We start from the raw sequence: 16934 nt of genomic DNA on the forward strand, positions 1-16934 counted from the left end.
TACCCAAGGGGTGCATCACCGTGGCAGAAGAAAACGAAATCGACCTGGAAAACCCGGCAATCAAGGCCGCTATCGCGACTGCCGTCGAAGCATCCGTCTCAGGTCTGAAAACCAAAAACTCCGAGTTGCTGGGCAAGTTGAAGGACACGTCCACCAAGTTGACTCAGTTCGAAACCCAGTTTGAGGGCATCGACATTGATGCCGTCAAAGGTCTGCTCAGTCGTGCCGGGCAGGACGAAGAAACCAAGCTGCTGACAGAGGGCAAGGTGGATGAGGTCTTCAATAAGCGCACTGAGCGCCTGCGCGGCGATTACGACAAGCAGCTGAAGGCTGTGAGCGAGCGTGCATCGAAGGCAGAGGCGTTTGCCGCCAAGTTCCAAGGCAAAGTCCTCGGTGACTCGGTTCGCGGTGCGGCTCTCAAGGCCGGTGCTCTCCCCGAAGCAACAGACGACATCATCCTGCGCGCCAAAGGCGTGTTCTCACTGAACGAAGAGGGCGAAGCGGTCGCTGTCGATGAGTCCGGCCAGACCATCCTTGGCAAGGACGGCAAGACCCCTCTGACCCCGCTCGAATGGGCGGAATCCCTGCGCGAAAGCGCACCTCACCTCTGGCCAAGGGCCTCAGGAACGAATGCCCCGGGCGGGGGTAGCGGCCAGGCTGCATTGAAGCGCTCCGAAATGTCAGCCACGCAAAAGCGCGACTACCAGCGCAAGCACGGCCAAACCGCATTCCTGCAATTGCCCAAGTAAGGGGATTCACCCATGGCTACAACTGTTAACAGCGATCTGATCATCTACAACGATGAAGCCCAGACCGCGTACCTCGAACGTGTTCAGGACAACCTGGACATCTTCAACGAATCGTCCAACGGCGCGATCATCCTCGACAACGAGCTGATCGAAGGCGACTTCCGCAAGCGTGCCTTTTACAAGCTGGCGGGCTCGCTGGATCACCGCGACGTCAACTCCGAAGCGAAGGTCGTCGCCAAGAAGATCAGCGCCGGTGAAGCGGTTGGTGTCAAAGCGCCGTGGAAATACGGCCCGTACGAAACCACCGAGGAAGCTTTCAAGCGTCGCGGTCGTCCGGTAGAAGAGTTCTCCCAGATCATCGGTCAGGACGTGGCTGATGCAACGCTGGAAGGCTTCGTGCAGTACGCAACTGCGGCCTTGCGCGCATCTATCGGATCCAACCCGGGCATGGTGGTCGAGGCCAGCATCGAAACCGACGGCAAGAAGACGCTGACCCGTGGCATGCGCAAGTTCGGCGACAAATTCGGCCGTATCGCGTTGTGGGTCATGCATTCGTCCGCTTACTTCGACATCGTTGATGAAGCGATCACCAACAAAATCTACGAAGAAGCCGGTGTCGTGATCTACGGCGGTCTGCCTGGCACGCTGGGTAAGCCGGTGTTGGTCACCGACACCGCGCCGGTCGATGTCATCTTCGGTCTGCTGCCTAACGCAGTGACCATCACCGAGTCGCAAGCACCGGGCTTCCGTTCGTACGAAGTCAATGACCAAGAAAACCTCGGCATCGGCTATCGCGCTGAAGGCGTCGTGAACATCGACGTGCTGGGCTACAGCTGGAAGGAAACCGCCGGCGGCGCGAACCCATCGCTCGCCGCTGTGGGCTCTTCGGCCAACTGGGCCAAGCACTCCACCAGCGACAAGGTCACTGCTGGCGTGATGATCGAACTCACTCCGGCCGCTTAAATCATCCGAACGGCGCGGCCAGCGATGGCCGCCAGGGAGAACATCATGGAACTCGTTTACAGTAACCAGCGCGGTGACTTTGATCCGAACAAGCGCTATCGCAACCCAGATCTTTTCCGGAACGTGGAGCGCGGCGTGACCAAAGTCACCGTGGTTGGCGACTACCCCGAGATCGTGGATGCCTACAAGGCGCTCGAAATCGACGTAGAAGTCGAAACCCGCAAAACTCCGGTTAAGGGCAAAACAAAGTCCGCCGACAAAACCCCTGCGAAGTCGGGCAAAGGCCCAGCCAAGCAGCAGTCCAATGGCACCCAGAACGATGGGACCGAGGACGAGCCGATCTACATCCCCAAGCTGGAAGCGGATAACCAGTGGATCATCATCACGCGTGACGGCCTGCGCTTCGGCGATTTCGCTGGTGATGAAGACGCCACAAAGGCAGAAGCTGACCGCCTGAACAACAAGGAATAACCCATGCTCATTGTCGAGGACGGTACCGGTAAGCCGGACGCCGAAAGCTACGCAACCGCTGAGGACCTGGTTCTCTATGCCATGAAGTTCGGTGCAGTGATTCCAGCCGACTTGGTTGCGCAGGAAGCGTTACTGCGCCGTGCCGCCTTGGCAATGGACGGGATGACATGGAAGGGACGCAAATCATCCGGCGAACAGGCTTTGTCCTGGCCTCGTCGGGAGGTTCGCCTTGATGGCGAGAACAAGCCGGATCGCTACCTACCGGCAAGAATTCAGTACGGCCAGATGGCTCTGGCCGCGGAGATCCACAAAGACGATATCGATCCGATTGATCAGCGCAAAGGCGCGGTGACGAAGGACAAGGTCGATGGCGCGGTGGAGCGGGAATACGCCGTGATCAACAGCACTAGTAAGCGATTGTTGCCCGCTGCTCCGGATCGGCCGAGCGCTACGCAGTTTGCGGATTACCTGCAAAGACGCGGGCTTTTTACCGTTCGCGCTTAACTTCCCCAATCTGCAGCCAGCAACCTTATTTTGTAAGCTTCTGATAAATCTTTGTCGCCCCCAGCAACCATACCGGCAAGTGCTGCGATCAAGATGAAGTTAGCCTCGCTGAATGGTTGGCAGAGCGGCACAATTTCATTTTTAAGTTGGCCTGCGATGCCTTCCGCGACCGTGCCAGACAGGACCAGTTCTATGGTGTCTCTAGCGCGTAGCTTGAGCATTAACTTCTCGGGCTGGTCGGTAAGTGTCGCATCGTATAGCGCTACGCCTGCTTCTTGCAGCGCGACACGCCTCTCCTCGTTTGTCATGATTACTCCAAGGTGCTTGAATGGCTTTCTACGAAGAAATGGCCACGATGGCTCTCGACCTTATCACTGAGTTCGGCCAGCCCGTCACCATCCGCGACGTTACGAAGGGTGGCTATGACCCGAGCAAGGGCGCCACTGCACCGGATACCGTCACCGAGCGTACCGCCCAAGGCATCATGCTCGACTTCACTGGCGATGAGTTCCAGACCAATACCCTGATCAAGGTCGGTGACAAGAAGCTGAAGCTCGCAGCAAAGGGACTGACTCAGCCGCCGACACTGCTGAGCAAGGTCATCGTTCAGGGTCGCACCTGGTCAATAATTCCGCCGTTGAAAGAGATCAACCCGGCGGGGACGCCTTTGCTCTATGAATTGCAGGTGCGGGCATGAGTAGGTACGCAGGCCTCAATGGCAGTTTCGCTGAGCAGATCGCCCAATTCGCCGAAGGCGCACGCCAGGCGATGGACGTTAGTTTCCGAGAGATCATCATCGAGCTGGGCGGCTCTCTGATTCGAATGTCTCCAGTCGGAAACCAAGAGCTTTGGGCTAGTAACGTGGCTTTCCGAGCCAAGAATACCCGTGCAGCCGACGACTACGACTTTAAGGTGTCCGTCCGTAACACCGTCATCAACCTGACCGACTCTAATTTCACTAAGTCAGGAAACCTGCGCAAGGGTGTTAAATATGCCAAGCCCTTGACGAAGACCGAGCGAGACCAGAACTACAACGTCAATGGACTGGTCGCCGGAAAGGATTATGTCGGCGGTCGCTTTCGCGGCAACTGGCAATTTTCTATCGAGGCTCCTGCAGACGGGACGCTCGATATCGTCGACCCGAGTGGAAGCATGTCTCTGGCCCTACTGAGGGGGCAGGTCGCTTCGCTCACTGCGGGCCAAACAGCCTACATCGTGAACAATCTGCCTTATGCCATTCCGCTGGAGTACGGCCATAGCAGTCAGGCCCCATCAGGCATGGTCCGCGTGACGGTTGCCCGCTTTCAACAGATCGTGGCCGAAGCCATCAGGAACAACCAGGTATGAGCCATAAGATAATCAGGTCTCTGTTGGAAACGCGCCTTGCTGCGTGGGCTGCCGAGCGCGAACTTCGAGTTGCATACCAGGGCGTGAACTTCACCCCCGCATCCGATGAGACCTACCTGAGCGCCTTCATGCTCCCGGCTGGGACCGGCACTAACACGCTGTCAGGCGATCACCGGGTTTACACCGGCGTATTCCAGATCAACGTGGTAACGCCAGTCGGTAACGGAAGCGGCGACGCAGAGGGCCTGGTCGATGAGCTGGCCGATCTGTTCCCGGCTTTCCTCAGGCTCAAGCGTGACGACTTCGAGGTAATGGTGCTGACGCCGGTCGAGCCTGGCCCGCCAATCACTGGCGACACGACTCTGACCGTCTCTGCCTCGTTCCAGTATCGATCTGACACCAATTGAATTAGGAGACACCAATGCAAAGTGCCAACTATGTGCCGGGCGTTTCCGGCTGGAAGATGCATAAAGAGGGACGACTGGAAGTGGAGGGCGCTATTCGCGTCGTCTTGGGGCAGCCTGCCGCTGACAAGCCAGAACCGAAACCATTGATTGTCATCAATGGCGAGCCTTACATCGACTCGCAGTTCCTTGTGTCGGCAGACAAGGTCGCCGTCAATGAGCGGAGCGCCCCAAGCACATTCAGTGATTAACCCGCCCATTGGGCAAACCAAGACCCGCCATTGAGTGGGTTTTTTCATTTCTGAAAAGAGGAAACACCAATGGCGTTCAAGCTCCCCAACGGCGCGATCATGGAAATCGCTTCGGTATTCAGCGCAGCAGTGCTGGCCACTGCCATCAGCAACGCAGCGCCCGCTGTGGTTCAGGCGGCTGGCCATGACCTGGAAGATGGCGACATCATCGTCGTGACCTCCGGCTGGACTCGTCTGAATGATCGTGTGGCGCGCGTTGACGCTGCGCTGGCTGACTCGTTCGCTCTGGAAGGCATCGACACCACCAAGACCAATGTCTACACGGCAGGTGCCGGTGTTGGCTCGGTTCGCACCGTCAGTGCCTGGGCACAGATTGCTCAGATTACCGAAGTGGCCACCAGCGGCGGCGACCAGCAGTTCACCACCTTCGGCTTCCTTGAAGATGATGACGACCGTCAGCTGCCAACCACCAAGTCGCCGATCAGCATGACCATCACCGTCGCGGATGACCCGCTGCTGCCGTATGTGCCGATCTGCGAAGCAGCAGACGAGGACAAGGAATCTCGCGTGGTCCGGCTGAAGCTGCCGAATGGCTCCGAGATCTACTACAACGCGTATGTGTCGATCACTTCGACGCCTTCGCTGTCCCGCAACAACATCATGACCCGTACCATCACTCTGTCGCTAGCCTCGCGCCCGACTCGTTATCAGGCGGCGGCGTAATCCATGGCGAAGATCAAGATCGCTCAGACCCCGACCTTCACGGCGAAGGTCGGTATCCCTCGCGTGGGTGGCGAACCTGTGGAGGTCGAGTTCACTTTCGCTTATCTGAATCGCCTAGAGTTGTCGGCTCTGTTCGACAAGTGGAATCAGGCTCGGGACGCTCATGCCGCTAAGGTCAAGGAGGAGGGCATGTCGTGGCAGGAGGCAACGGCCTCCGAGATCGCATTGCAGGTTTCTCAAATCAAGGAAATCGTCACTGGTTGGGCTTTCGACGACAAGTTCGACGATGAGTCCGTTACTGCTCTGGTCACCACTTGCGTCGGCGCGCCTCAGGCAGTGCTGGAAGCCTATCAGGGCTCATACAACCCGGCCCGACTGGGAAACTGACGCAGGCGGCCCGGGCACTTTATGAGCCTGGGCCGTCCGACGCAGACCTCGCAGCTTTCGGCATGACCAAGGCTGACATCCCCGAGGTTGAATTCGAGGTATGGCCGGACATTTGGCCTTCCTTCCTCCTCTTCGAAGCAATGTCCACGCAATGGCGCGTTGGTATGGGCGGGCCTATCGGTCTGGACTACACCGCAATCCCCGCAGTAGCACAACTGCTGGGCATGAAGAAAACCGACACCACTAAAGCATTCCAGGACATTCGTGTCATGGAGGCTGAAGCCATGCTCGTTATGAGCGAATCGAAGTAACGGAGCGCGCATGACAACCATTGCTGAACTCGGCATCAGGGTTGATTCGACCGATGCCGCGCAGGCGAGCTCTGACCTCGAAAAGCTCACGGTGGCAGGCGGCAGGGCAGAGAAGGCTGCTGAAGGAGTGGCGAAGGGGGCAGACAAAGCATCTGCCGCCATTCACAAGCAGCGGGACGAACTCAACGACCTCCTGGGCGAGATCGACCCAACGGTAAAAGCGCTGGGCCGCCTGGATGAGCTGGAGACAAAGCTCGCCAAGCACAAAGGCGTCGGGCTGGATGCTGCAACGTTCAGCGAATACCAGGCAAAGATCGATCAGACCCGCGCGAACCTCGGCCGTTTTGATGACGGCCTAACCCGCACCGGCAACACCGCCAAGCAAACCGCCGCTGCTCTACGCGGCGTCCCGGCGCAGTTCACTGATATCGCGGTATCGCTGCAAGGTGGCCAGGCTCCGCTGACTGTGTTCCTGCAGCAGGGCGGACAGCTAAAGGACATGTTCGGCGGCGCTGTACCGGCTGCAAAAGCCTTGGGAGGCTACGTCCTCGGCTTGGTCAACCCGTTCACTGTCGCTGCGGCCGCGATGGGCGTGTTGGCGCTGGCTTACTACCAGGGCAGCGAAGAGCAGGATAAATTCCGCGATGCGCTGGTCACGACTGGCAATTCGGCCGGCACGACTACCTCATCGCTGGCAGGTATGGCGAAGCAGGTCAGTGCTACGGTGGGTACCACAGGTGCTGCTGCCGCAGTTCTCGCGCAGTTGGCCGGTACCGGAAAGATTGTCAGCAGTAACTTCGAAGAAATCGCTATTGCTGCATTGGCTTTCGAAAAGGCTACTGGAAAGGCGGCATCGGAAACGGTCGCAGAGTTCGCCAAGCTGGCAGACGATCCGGTCAAAGCCGTCGTTGCGTTGAATGACAAGTACAATTTTCTCACCGCGGCGGTATTCACTCAGATCCGCGCGCTGCAGGAGCAGGGCGATACCTTGGGCGCTCAGCAGGTTGCGGAGGGTGCCTATGCTGATGCCTTGGTTGAGCGAGCCGGGACCATCACCAACAACTTGGGCGCGGTCGAGTCCGCGTGGGCTGCTGTAAAGAGCGGCGCAAAAGGTGCCTGGGACGCAATCCTCGACATAGGTCGAGAAGACACGTTCGACGAGAAGTTCGACAAGCTGGCTGACCGTCTGGCCACGCTTCGGAACGCTCAAAGCAATCCGCTCATCTTGGGAGATAACCCTGACCTCGGCATGCTTGGGCGTGGCGAATCAGGTGCTCAGAGCGATGTAACTGCGCTGCTGCAGAAGGAAGTCGACGACCAGGCCAAGGCCCGACAGCAGATGTTCGATGCACTGAACATCCGTGAGGGGACGAAGGCCTATGAATCGCTACAGAAGAATCTCGACTCGACTGCTTCCAAGTCCACGAAGCTGACAAAGGCGCTCCAGGACAACCAGCGAGAAATTGCCCAGGCGCGCAAGGCTGGCTTCCAGATAACAAACGAGCAGGAAGCGGCGCTGGAAAAGCAGACCCGCGACAAATTCAAGGAAACCAAGAAGGGCGGTAGCAAGGCTGTAGACCTGACCGGCTTCAATGATGCGCAGAATCAGCTCAAGGCAGTTTCCAGCTATTACCAAAACATTCAGAAGGAACTGGACTCAGCCCAAAAGGCTGGGCTGGTGTCGGCTGAGTCGTACAGCAAACAGCGCGTCGCTCTGGTTGAGCAGGAGCGGGTAGAGGTTGCGGCGGCATACGAGGCTGAGATTACAGCTCTTGAGGCCGTCCGGGCGAAGTCCACTACATCCGCTGCTCAACGCATCCAGATCGACCAGAAGATCGCTGATGCGCGCACCAGTATGGTCAAGGCTCAGCAGGATGCTGAAACCCAGCTTGAAGTACTCGCCAATGCCGAAACCGCCCGGATCGAGAAGCAAAAGCTCGCAATCAGCAGCTACACCGACGCACTCAACCAGCAAAACGCCGCCTTGCAACGTGCAGGGCAACGGGCCGCGAATGGCGTCGGGCAGGGTGATCGTCAAGCATCTTTGACCGGTTCGCTAAACGGCATCGAGGACCGAGCCAACCAGCAACGGCTGGACCTGGCCCGTGACAAGGCCGACAAGTCGCGCAACATGAGCGCCGAGGAATACCAGGCCAAGCTGGACGCGATCAACCGCAGCGAGAAGGATCTTGCCGAGACCACGCTCAGCAACTATGAGCAGATGTCGGCGGCTCAGGGCGATTGGCGAAACGGTGCAACATCTGCGTTCGGTAACTATCTGGAGTCGGCGCGAGATGTGGCCGGGCAGACAAGAAGCCTGTTCAGCAGTGCCTTCACAGGTATGGAAGACGCGATCGTTAACTTCGCCATTACCGGTAAGTCATCGTTTTCTGACCTCACCAAATCTATCTTGGCCGACATGGCCCGGATTGCTACGCGGCAGGCCAGCTCTGCACTGCTGAGCTCGCTTGTCGGTGCCGGTACCAGCTATCTCACAGGCAGCAGCTCCCCTGCATCCGCAGGCTCAACCTCAGCAGGCTACAGCGATGCCGCACTCAGCGGCTGGTCCGGTGTTCAGCAGGCTAAAGGCGGTGCATGGAGCAGTGGCGTGCAAATGTTCGCCAACGGCGGTGCGTTCACCAACAGCGTGGTCAGCAAGCCGACAGCCTTCGGGATGTCTGGCGGGCAGACAGGCCTGATGGGTGAGGCTGGGCCAGAGGCGATCATGCCGCTGACACGTACTGCGGGTGGCAAGTTGGGCGTGATGTCAGTAGGCGGAGGGGTTGGCGGTACCCAGATCAACGTTGAGGTTCATATCGACGGCGATGGGAACGCAACATCATCGTCTGACGCGCCTGGCTATGAGCTGTTCGGCAAAGAGTTAGCGACGTTTGTTGAGCAGAAGTACCAGCAGTTGCGAAACGTCGATATGCGCCAAGGCGGCGTGATCAGCAATGCAATTAAGGGGCGCTGATGGCAATCGAACGATTTACTTGGGCTACAGAGAAGGGCGCGGATGGCGATGTCACCCAGCGCGTCCGGACTAAGCAGTTCGGCGACGGGTATGCGCAGTCGGTTGAGGATGGAATCAACAACCAGTCCGAGTCTTGGCCGGTCGTTTTCACCGGCATGAAGGCTCGGATATTGGAGATCAGGAAATTCCTTGATCGCCACAAGGGTGCAAAGGGATTCCTCTGGACGCCGCCTCTCGGCGCGCTGGGCCTCTACAAATGCACTGGCTATAAGCCTGTGCACCGAGGCGGCCAGGTCTACGCCATCACCGCCACCTTTGAACAAACCTTCCACCCCTGAGTAAACCGCCCATGGCACTGATCACGGACATCCAGAAGCTGGAGCCCGGTGGCGAAATTCGCCTGTTTGAAATAGATGGGACTGAGTACGGCGCGGATTACCTGCGGTTTCATGGACACGCGATTCCGCACACGCCCGAAGAGCTGCTGGCCTATGAGAAATCGGACGAGGATCTGCCAGCCAAGTCCATATGGTGGCAGGGCGAGGAATACGCCGCATGGCCGGTCCAGATCGACGGGATTTCTTCCAGTAGTGATGGTACGGCGGCGCGGCCGACATTCGCTGCGGGAAACATCAATGGTCGCGTCACGGCGCTGTGTCTGGCCTTCGACGACCTGCTCAAGTTCAAGTTGACTGTGCGCGAGACGCTTGCGCAGTACCTGGACGCCGCCAATTTCCCCGACGGCAACCCGACTGCTGATCCGACTCAGGAGGCGCTGGAAATCTGGTACATCGACCAGAAAACCAGCGAGGACGGCGAGGCCGTGACCTGGGAGCTTTCGTCTCCCGGCGAGATCGACAGTCATGGACTTCCGGGGCGACAGATGACGACGTTTTGCCACTGGGCAATGACGAATGGGTATCGAGGCCCCGACTGTGGATACACCGGCCAGGCCATGTTTGACGACGAAGACAACCCCACTGACGACCCCTCGAAGGACGAGTGCAAAGGGTGTCTGTCGTCCTGCAAGTTACGCTTCGGCGAGAACAACGAGCTTTCATTCGGCGGCTTCCCGGCCGTATCACTCATCGCGCGGAGTTAACCATGTTTAAGTACATCCTTGAAGCGGTGCGGGCGCACGCTGCGGTCGAGTATCCGAAAGAATGCTGCGGTCTGTTGTTGTCGGTTGGCCGAAAGCAGCAGTACTTCCCCTGTGCGAACACTTCAACTGATCCCACTGAAGAGTTCCGGATTGATCCTGAGGATTACGCCCGGGCAGAAGAAGTCGGTGATGTGATCGGCATCGTGCACTCGCATCCAGATGCAACCAGCCGGCCTTCACCACGCGACCTGGCGATGTGTGAAGCGACAAAGTTGCCCTGGCACATCCTAAGCTGGCCGGAAGGCGACCTGCGAACGATTGTGCCGACCGGCAACACGCCGCTGCTTAAGCGACCATTCGTTCACGGTGCATGGGATTGCTGGCAGGTCTGCGCTGACTGGTACAAGCGCGAATGGGGGCTGGAGTTCGAGGCCTTCAAGCGAGCTGATGGCTGGTGGGAGAGCAAAGACAGCGTCAGCCTGTATGAGGCCAACTATGAGGCTGCCGGTTTCTACCGCGTCGATACTCCTCAGCGTGGCGACATGATCGTCATGCAGGTTGGCCGGACAGAGCACCCGAACCATGCGGGGATTTTTCTCGGCACCGATCCGGCAATGTCAGGCGAAGATTCGGCAACGTTCGGGCCGGGGCCTTTCCTGCTGCACCACCTATACGGGCGTCCAAGCGAGATCATCGTATTCGGCGGGCCTTGGCTTGACAGAACGCGCCTGATCCTCAGGCATAAACATGCATGAGCACCGCTTTCAAACGAGCGGGCAGCGACATAGTAGATATGATTGAGTACTGGGTGGTGTATATAATCCAAAAATACCTATAGCATTCCATCGAAACCCTGTCGCCTCAAACCCATGGAAGGAAATACTCAATGACCGCGTATTCTGGCTCAAAAAAATTTTCACTACCCGAGAAGCTAGGTATAGCTGCAGATCTAACTTTAGGGGTCTCTGATACATTAGGCTACATCGCTGATTGTTTGCTTGTACATGATGAGGTGGTTATTCCACTTGACGCAAGCTCGCTAAGCGTACTAGAAGACACTTTCGGGTCGAACCAGTTGGTTGCCTTGATTAATAGTGGGCGGATTAAATTTTGTGCTAGCTATTCGATTAAGTACGCAAATAAAAATACTCCTCAGAGTTTTGATCGTGGTGTTTTTCTTGAAAGTGTGAGATGTGATCAAGTTTTTCCAAGTGGGTTTGATAGAGGGGCTTTGTTTGGAGCGATTGATAATGCATTTATCGATCCTTTAAATCCGGATTACTCAAATTGGCTATCTGCAAAAGATCAGGTTGAAGAATCTTTCGATTATTTTGCTAAGAATGAGAAATATAGGCACTTTTATCCCGCTGCCCAACCACGCTTTCACCGTGCAGGTGCTATTTTGGGTGTCGCTAGAATGAACGATTTAATTGCTGTGAATATTCCGGCCATGGAGATGGATTCAGAACTTCCTACGCTGCTTGAATTATGTTTTCCTACGCTCAAAAAAAATGTCCTCAATGAAGACGCATTTTATCTAAATGCACAGAAGGTAATCGAGGATCTCCACAAAATAGAAGGTTTGCCATCTTTTGAAAAGCTAAGCAGTAAACCTATTCATCGAACTGACGATGAAATTAAACTTATCGTGAAAGCTGTATTGAGCGATGAATCTGAGGATTTGCGGCGTTGGCTCTCGACAAACCTAACTGCCGATCTCGATGTTCGCTCTGCCTACGATAAATCTGAAAAGTTGCTTCCCTCTAAGCGCTCGTGGACGAACTGGCTCAGGTTCGGCGCTTCTACCGGATTTGGCACCGCCATCGGAACTATGATAGCTGACCCATTTGTAGGTTTGGCGGCGGGGACGGCTATCGGTGCTGCAGATTTACTCTTCGGTGAAAAGGCTGCGTCCGTTGCTTTAGATTCTTACCATCCCAAAATCTGGCTCTCTCATATTCAACGCCATAATATTGTTGAGAGAAGCCTGGAGTGACTTTTTTGCTTACTTGGCGGGGGAAGTTAGTTTTTTCTGAAGCAGGGGATTGATATGCGAATTTTGATTGGGGCGCTGGCTGTGGCGCTGTTGGCGGGGTGCGCATCCTCGGCGATATCGGTGAGAGAGGCTAAGCCAGTCCCGTCGGACGAGTTATATGCCTTCCAAACTAAACCGTCCGGTGACAGCGGAAGGATAACCGTAGTGCGGGACTCTGGTGCGGTTGGCTCTGGTTGCGACATCGTTGTGTATGTCGACGGGCGCAGAGCCGCAAAAATTGGCACAGGTCAGCGCGCTACCTTCTACCTTCCTCCTGGATCGCCAAATCTCGGTGCGGGCCTGGCAGGATCTGGACTTTGTGCAGGCGCTGCAATTCGCACCATCGCGGCGACTGTGCAGCCTGGCAAAGAGAGTCTTTACCGAATCAGCGGCGATATGGCTGGCTTCTATATTGGGCCATACGTCGACTACAACTGACATCCAAACATCTTAAGCCGCCTCAGGGCGGTTTTTTACGCCTGGAGAAAAGCATGCAAGCCTCAGCTATAAACTACCAACCGATGACAACGATTCGACTGCACGGGCAGCTCCGGCAATTCGGGAAAACCTTCAGGCTTGCGGTTAATTCTCCAGCCGAGGCGATCAAAGCTCTGTGCGTGCAAATCCCTGGATTCGAGCGTTTTCTGTCTAACGCGAAATCACGCGGACTTGAATTCGCTGTGTTTCGCGATAAGCGCAACATTGGTGAGAAAGAGCTCAAGTACAACGGCGCTGGCGAAATCCGCGTTGCCCCTGTGGTGGTGGGCAGCAAGCGCGGCGGCATTCTTCAGACGATTGTCGGGGCTATTTTGATCGTCGCAGGTGTTATCTTCTCGGCTACTCCTTTTGGCGCGCCGCTCATAGGTGCAGGTATCGGCCTGGTCGCTGGCGGCGTAATCCAGATGCTCAGCCCGCAAGCCGGAGGCCTGAAGACCAGCGCCGCGCCAGAGAACACGCCCGGCTACGCGTTCGGCAGCGCGAAAAACACGACCGCATCCGGTAATCCTGTCCCGCTGTGTATTGGTGAGCGTCGATGGGGCGGCGCAATCATCAGCGCCGCGATCTACGCCGAAGATCAGATGTAAGCCCAAATCGAAACACCGTAGCCGCCCTTGAGGCGGTTTTTTATTGCCTGGAGAAAAGCATGGGCGCAGCAGAAAAGATCGATATCTACGGCGCGAAGGGCGGCGAAGACAAGCCTAAAACGCCAACGGAAGCGCCGGATAGCCTTCGCTCAATTGCTATCGCCAAGATGCTGATTGGAGTCGGGGAGGGTGAGTTCGAAGGCGTTCCCACTGCTCGTGACATCTACCTCGACAACACGCCGCTGCAAGACCCTCAAGGCAACATGAACTTCCCGAATGTGAAGTGGGAGTGGCGCAGCGGCGCTGTAGATCAGACATACATCCAGGGCATTCCATCGGTTGAGAACGAAACATCGATCGGTACTGAGCTGCGCAGCGGGACCCCATGGGTTCGTTCGATCACGAATACCCAGCTTTCGGCTGTGCGGATTCGCTTCGCGTGGCCAGCGCTTCAATCGGTGGATGCGAACAGCAACATCAAAGGGTACCGCATTGAATACAGGGTTGAGCTGGCAACTGATGGCGGCGCTTATCAGCAAGTTCTGAATGAGGCTGTAGATGGCAAGACGACGAGCACCTATGAGCGCACCAGGCGTATTGACCTGCCCAAGGCGACCTCCGGCTGGCTGATGCGAGTCACTCGGCTAACTGTTAATCAGAACAACAATAAAATCTCCGACACCATGCAGATCGCGGGCTTCACCGAAGTCATCGACGCGAAGATACGCTACCCAAATACCGCGTTGCTCTACATCGAGTTCTCGGCTGAGCAGTTTCGCAGCATTCCCGCCGTCACCGTGGGGTGCAAGTCCCGAAAGTGGCCTGTTCCAAGCAACTACGACCCAGAAACTCGGACCTATACAGGCATCTGGGATGGCACCTTCAAGGAGGCGTACACAAACAACCCTTCTTGGGTGACGCGCGGGATCACCATTAATGATCGCTTCGGCCTTGGTCGCCGTATCAAGTCGTGGATGGTCGATAAGTGGGAGCTGTACCGCATTTCCCAGTATTGCGACCAACTGGTGCCAGACGGCAAGGGCGGTATGGAGCCGCGGTTCATCTGCGACTTGAACCTGCAGAGCAAGGCTGATGCTTGGTCGCTGCTCCGCGACATCTCGGCAATCTACCGGGGCATGACCTACTGGGCCCAAGGCCAGGTCTTCACCCTGTCAGATATGCCTCGCGCTACTGACTTCGACTTTGCCTACACCAGGGCGAACGTCATTGACGGTAAGTTCACCTATTCCAGCGCCTCTGAGCGTACTCGCTACACCCGGGCGCTGATCAGCTACGACAATCCGCTGAATAACTACGACACTGATGTAACGGCTGTCACTGACCCGAAGCTTCAGCGTCGTTATGGCGACAACCCGCTGGAAGTCAGCGCGATTGGCTGTACTCGTGAGTCAGAAGCGCAGCGCCGCGGTAAGTGGGCGCTGCTTACCAACTCCAAAGATCGCGCTGTCGTCTTCAGGGTTGGGCTCGATGGTCGGATTCCGCTGCCTGGCTATGTGATCCCGATTGCAGATGAACTGCTCGCCGGGCGGGCCGTTGGCGGGCGTATCTCAGCCGTAAACGGTCGAGTGATTACCCTTGATCGTGACACTCAGGCCAAAACCGGCGACAGGCTGATCCTCAACTTGCCTGACGGTAAATGTGAGGGGCGGACCGTTCAGCTCGTGAGCGGTCGTCAGGTCACTGTCACCACGGCCTATTCGGTTCAGCCTGAGCGTGAACTGGTCTGGGCGCTGGATGCGGATGATTTGGCTATCCCGCTGTACCGGGTGGTCAGCGTGGCCCGGCCGGAAGCTGGCGTGTTTGAAATCTCGGCCGTTCAATACGACCCGAGCAAGTTCGCGCACATCGATACCGGGGCGCGCCTTGAAGAGCGCCCAATCAGCGTTATCCCGATCACGGTCGTTCCGGCACCGGCCAGCGTAGCGCTGACAGCAACCTCTTCGATTGTGCAGGGGCTTTCAGTAGCCACCATGACAATCAGTTGGCCTGCCGTGAACGGCGCAGTCAGCTACGACGTGGAATGGCGCAAAGACAGCGGCAACTGGATCAAGCTTCTTCGCACCGGCACGACCAGCGTAGACGTAGTGGGGATATACGCTGGGGATTACGTTGCACGCGTCCGCGCGGTGAGCGCCTTCGATATCTCGTCGATCTGGCGCAACTCGATGTTGACCCCACTGACTGGCAAGCAAGGTCTTCCGCCGGCCGTTTCGTATCTGACGGCGACGCCTTTGCTCTTCGGTATCTACCTGAAGTGGGGCTTTCCCGCTGGTGCTGAGGACACTCAGCGCACCGAGATCTGGCACGGGCCTACAACCAGCCTTGAGGCGGCGACCAAGCTGACGGACCTGTCATACCCGCAGAGCGATTTCTCAATGCTGGGCCTGCGTGCTGGCGTGACGTTCTTCTTCTGGGCGCGCCTGGTGGACCGGATCGGCAACATCGGCCCTTGGTATCCATTGGGCATCGGCGTGATGGGGCAGACCAGTTCTGAGGCCGCTCCGATACTAGAGCTCATCGCCGGGCAGATTGGCGAAACCGAACTCGGCAAAGAAATCCTGGACAAAATCAACCTGATCGAAGGCCTGCAGGATCAGATTGATGCCTTGGACGGGCTGAAAGCGTATGTGCCAAGTGAGACCTACGTCAAAGGCCAGATGGTCGTAGTTGATGGCCGCATCTACCAAGCCGAACAGGCCGTACCGGTCGACACGCCGCCGCCTAACCTCGATTACTGGACCGACGTCGGCGACCTACTGGAAACCGCGAATGGCTTCGCCCAGCAGATCGAGCTGAACACTACGTCCATCCAGGAGATTAACGGGGTGCTCACCTCGCAGGCCACAAGCCTGCAAGCTCTGCGCGCTGCCAGTCGTGACGATGACGGCGAAGGCGACATGATCGATGCCCTGCGAGGCTGGAATGCAACAGCCAGCTTTGCAGAAGAGGTAAAGGTCAGGACGACACAGAACAGCGCTCTTGCCCAGCGGCAGACCGAGTTGAGCGCCGAGGTTGACGAGAACTCAGCAAATCTCACCGAGCTTGTCCAGACGGTAGCGACTGACAAGGAAGCCACTGCTCTTGCACTTCAGCAGCTCAGTGTTGAGGTGGATGAAAACTCGGCGGCTATTCAAACCCAGTCAAAAGTCATCGCAGATGTGGACGGCAAGGTCAGCACCTCTTGGTCGGTGAAGATGCAAGTCACGTCCAATGGGCAATACGTCGCGGCGGGTGTCGGGCTCGGTATTGAGAACGGCCCGGCCGGTCTTCAGAGCCAGTTCCTGGTGTCGGCTGATCGGTTCGCTATCGTTAACACGATTGCGGGCGGGGCCTTGTCAGTTCCATTCGCGGTGCAAGGCGGTCAGGTGTTTCTAAGGTCGGCCTTTCTCCAGGACGGCACGATCACCAACGCCAAGATCGGCAGCTATATCAGCTCAACGAACTATATCGCCGGTCAACAAGGCTGGATCCTAAACAAGAACGGCACACTTGAAATCAATGGCGTCGTCGCGGGTGGCGGAAGGCTGGTTATCACCAATCGCTCGGTGCGCGTGTACGACCTCAACGGAGTCAAGCGGGTCCAGCTGGGAGATCTCACTGAATGAGT

The 16934-nt window shown here is 57.1% G+C and carries 20 protein-coding genes; 19 read left to right on the top strand and 1 reads right to left on the bottom strand.

Annotated elements, in window-relative coordinates; all coding sequences use genetic code 11:
• The first annotated feature begins 20 nt into the window (after positions 1–20).
• Genes AO242_RS12390 through AO242_RS12405 form a run of 4 tightly spaced genes read left to right on the top strand, consistent with a single transcriptional unit; the run spans position 21 to position 2687 of the window.
• The gene (locus AO242_RS12390; RefSeq protein WP_099268894.1) at positions 21–749 is read left to right on the top strand and encodes a hypothetical protein; all 729 of its coding nucleotides are present in this window, start codon (positions 21–23) and stop codon (positions 747–749) included.
• Between the two features lie 12 nt (positions 750–761).
• Positions 762–1712, top strand: coding sequence for a major capsid protein (locus tag AO242_RS12395; protein ID WP_095093848.1), 951 nt, complete (start codon positions 762–764; stop codon positions 1710–1712).
• Positions 1713–1757: 45 nt separating this feature from the next.
• A complete protein-coding gene (locus tag AO242_RS12400) occupies positions 1758–2183 on the top strand; it encodes a CTP synthase (protein WP_257153423.1) in 426 nt (141 codons plus the stop codon).
• A gap of 3 nt (positions 2184–2186) precedes the next feature.
• A complete protein-coding gene (locus AO242_RS12405) occupies positions 2187–2687 on the top strand; it encodes a DnaT-like ssDNA-binding protein (RefSeq protein ID WP_099268896.1) in 501 nt (166 codons plus the stop codon).
• Here AO242_RS12405 and AO242_RS12410 read toward each other — a convergent pair.
• Positions 2684–2995 (bottom strand): hypothetical protein, encoded by a 312-nt coding sequence (locus tag AO242_RS12410; protein ID WP_099268897.1) that lies wholly within the window; start codon positions 2993–2995, stop codon positions 2684–2686. The genes AO242_RS12405 and AO242_RS12410 overlap by 4 nt on opposite strands.
• 20 nt (positions 2996–3015) lie before the next feature.
• On the opposite strand from AO242_RS12410, the gene AO242_RS12415 reads away from it, so the two are divergent.
• From AO242_RS12415 to AO242_RS12485, 15 genes are all read left to right on the top strand, one after another.
• A complete protein-coding gene (locus AO242_RS12415; RefSeq protein WP_099268898.1) occupies positions 3016–3384 on the top strand; it encodes a hypothetical protein in 369 nt (122 codons plus the stop codon).
• Positions 3381–4034: a hypothetical protein gene (locus tag AO242_RS12420; RefSeq protein WP_099268899.1), complete on the top strand. Its 654-nt coding sequence runs from the start codon at positions 3381–3383 to the stop codon at positions 4032–4034. Before AO242_RS12415 ends, AO242_RS12420 begins: the two co-directional genes overlap by 4 nt.
• On the top strand, positions 4031–4441 hold the full coding sequence (locus tag AO242_RS12425) for a phage tail terminator-like protein (protein WP_099268900.1): 411 nt from the start codon (positions 4031–4033) through the stop codon (positions 4439–4441). The genes AO242_RS12420 and AO242_RS12425 overlap by 4 nt, the downstream gene beginning before the upstream one ends.
• A gap of 14 nt (positions 4442–4455) precedes the next feature.
• Positions 4456–4689 (top strand): hypothetical protein, encoded by a 234-nt coding sequence (locus tag AO242_RS12430; protein ID WP_099268901.1) that lies wholly within the window; start codon positions 4456–4458, stop codon positions 4687–4689.
• A gap of 69 nt (positions 4690–4758) precedes the next feature.
• A complete protein-coding gene (locus AO242_RS12435; protein WP_099268902.1) occupies positions 4759–5412 on the top strand; it encodes a phage tail protein in 654 nt (217 codons plus the stop codon).
• A 3-nt stretch (positions 5413–5415) separates the two neighbouring features.
• Positions 5416–5799 carry a phage tail assembly chaperone gene (locus tag AO242_RS12440; protein ID WP_099268903.1) on the top strand — a complete coding sequence of 128 codons (384 nt, stop codon included), beginning with the start codon at positions 5416–5418 and terminating at the stop codon, positions 5797–5799.
• 62 nt (positions 5800–5861) lie between these two features.
• Positions 5862–6110 (top strand): DUF1799 domain-containing protein, encoded by a 249-nt coding sequence (locus AO242_RS12445; protein ID WP_099268904.1) that lies wholly within the window; start codon positions 5862–5864, stop codon positions 6108–6110.
• A 10-nt stretch (positions 6111–6120) separates the two neighbouring features.
• On the top strand, positions 6121–9084 hold the full coding sequence (locus AO242_RS12450) for a phage tail tape measure protein (protein WP_099268905.1): 2964 nt from the start codon (positions 6121–6123) through the stop codon (positions 9082–9084).
• Positions 9084–9422 carry a phage tail protein gene (locus AO242_RS12455; protein WP_099268906.1) on the top strand — a complete coding sequence of 113 codons (339 nt, stop codon included), beginning with the start codon at positions 9084–9086 and terminating at the stop codon, positions 9420–9422. Before AO242_RS12450 ends, AO242_RS12455 begins: the two co-directional genes overlap by 1 nt.
• Positions 9423–9433: 11 nt before the next feature.
• Positions 9434–10186, top strand: coding sequence for a phage minor tail protein L (locus tag AO242_RS12460; protein WP_099268907.1), 753 nt, complete (start codon positions 9434–9436; stop codon positions 10184–10186).
• A 2-nt stretch (positions 10187–10188) separates the two neighbouring features.
• Positions 10189–10941 carry a C40 family peptidase gene (locus AO242_RS12465; RefSeq protein WP_099268908.1) on the top strand — a complete coding sequence of 251 codons (753 nt, stop codon included), beginning with the start codon at positions 10189–10191 and terminating at the stop codon, positions 10939–10941.
• Between the two features lie 131 nt (positions 10942–11072).
• Positions 11073–12182 (top strand): hypothetical protein, encoded by a 1110-nt coding sequence (locus tag AO242_RS12470; RefSeq protein WP_099268909.1) that lies wholly within the window; start codon positions 11073–11075, stop codon positions 12180–12182.
• Between the two features lie 54 nt (positions 12183–12236).
• Positions 12237–12659 (top strand): hypothetical protein, encoded by a 423-nt coding sequence (locus tag AO242_RS29695; RefSeq protein WP_099268910.1) that lies wholly within the window; start codon positions 12237–12239, stop codon positions 12657–12659.
• Positions 12660–12712: 53 nt separating this feature from the next.
• A complete protein-coding gene (locus tag AO242_RS12480) occupies positions 12713–13306 on the top strand; it encodes a tail assembly protein (protein WP_099268911.1) in 594 nt (197 codons plus the stop codon).
• A 59-nt stretch (positions 13307–13365) separates the two neighbouring features.
• Positions 13366–16932 (top strand): host specificity protein J, encoded by a 3567-nt coding sequence (locus AO242_RS12485; RefSeq protein ID WP_099268912.1) that lies wholly within the window; start codon positions 13366–13368, stop codon positions 16930–16932.
• Positions 16933–16934 lie beyond the last annotated feature (2 nt).

Source organism: Pseudomonas sp. ICMP 561, from assembly GCF_002699985.1.
GTDB lineage: Bacteria > Pseudomonadota > Gammaproteobacteria > Pseudomonadales > Pseudomonadaceae > Aquipseudomonas > Aquipseudomonas quasicaspiana.

Bases quoted from the DNA above. Each gene is read 5' to 3' on its own strand.
- AO242_RS12485 (WP_099268912.1), top strand. From the start codon at position 13,366: ATGGGCGCAGCAGAAAAGATCGATATCTACGGCGCGAAGGGCGGCGAA.
- AO242_RS12430 (WP_099268901.1), top strand. From the start codon at position 4,456: ATGCAAAGTGCCAACTATGTGCCGGGCGTTTCCGGCTGGAAGATGCAT.
- AO242_RS12445 (WP_099268904.1), top strand. From the start codon at position 5,862: ATGACCAAGGCTGACATCCCCGAGGTTGAATTCGAGGTATGGCCGGAC.
- AO242_RS12455 (WP_099268906.1), top strand. From the start codon at position 9,084: ATGGCAATCGAACGATTTACTTGGGCTACAGAGAAGGGCGCGGATGGC.
- AO242_RS12410 (WP_099268897.1), bottom strand. From the start codon at position 2,995: ATGACAAACGAGGAGAGGCGTGTCGCGCTGCAAGAAGCAGGCGTAGCG.
- AO242_RS12465 (WP_099268908.1), top strand. From the start codon at position 10,189: ATGTTTAAGTACATCCTTGAAGCGGTGCGGGCGCACGCTGCGGTCGAG.
- AO242_RS12450 (WP_099268905.1), top strand. From the start codon at position 6,121: ATGACAACCATTGCTGAACTCGGCATCAGGGTTGATTCGACCGATGCC.
- AO242_RS12460 (WP_099268907.1), top strand. From the start codon at position 9,434: ATGGCACTGATCACGGACATCCAGAAGCTGGAGCCCGGTGGCGAAATT.
- AO242_RS12480 (WP_099268911.1), top strand. From the start codon at position 12,713: ATGCAAGCCTCAGCTATAAACTACCAACCGATGACAACGATTCGACTG.
- AO242_RS12470 (WP_099268909.1), top strand. From the start codon at position 11,073: ATGACCGCGTATTCTGGCTCAAAAAAATTTTCACTACCCGAGAAGCTA.
- AO242_RS29695 (WP_099268910.1), top strand. From the start codon at position 12,237: ATGCGAATTTTGATTGGGGCGCTGGCTGTGGCGCTGTTGGCGGGGTGC.
- AO242_RS12440 (WP_099268903.1), top strand. From the start codon at position 5,416: ATGGCGAAGATCAAGATCGCTCAGACCCCGACCTTCACGGCGAAGGTC.
- AO242_RS12415 (WP_099268898.1), top strand. From the start codon at position 3,016: ATGGCTTTCTACGAAGAAATGGCCACGATGGCTCTCGACCTTATCACT.
- AO242_RS12420 (WP_099268899.1), top strand. From the start codon at position 3,381: ATGAGTAGGTACGCAGGCCTCAATGGCAGTTTCGCTGAGCAGATCGCC.
- AO242_RS12395 (WP_095093848.1), top strand. From the start codon at position 762: ATGGCTACAACTGTTAACAGCGATCTGATCATCTACAACGATGAAGCC.
- AO242_RS12405 (WP_099268896.1), top strand. From the start codon at position 2,187: ATGCTCATTGTCGAGGACGGTACCGGTAAGCCGGACGCCGAAAGCTAC.
- AO242_RS12435 (WP_099268902.1), top strand. From the start codon at position 4,759: ATGGCGTTCAAGCTCCCCAACGGCGCGATCATGGAAATCGCTTCGGTA.
- AO242_RS12425 (WP_099268900.1), top strand. From the start codon at position 4,031: ATGAGCCATAAGATAATCAGGTCTCTGTTGGAAACGCGCCTTGCTGCG.
- AO242_RS12400 (WP_257153423.1), top strand. From the start codon at position 1,758: ATGGAACTCGTTTACAGTAACCAGCGCGGTGACTTTGATCCGAACAAG.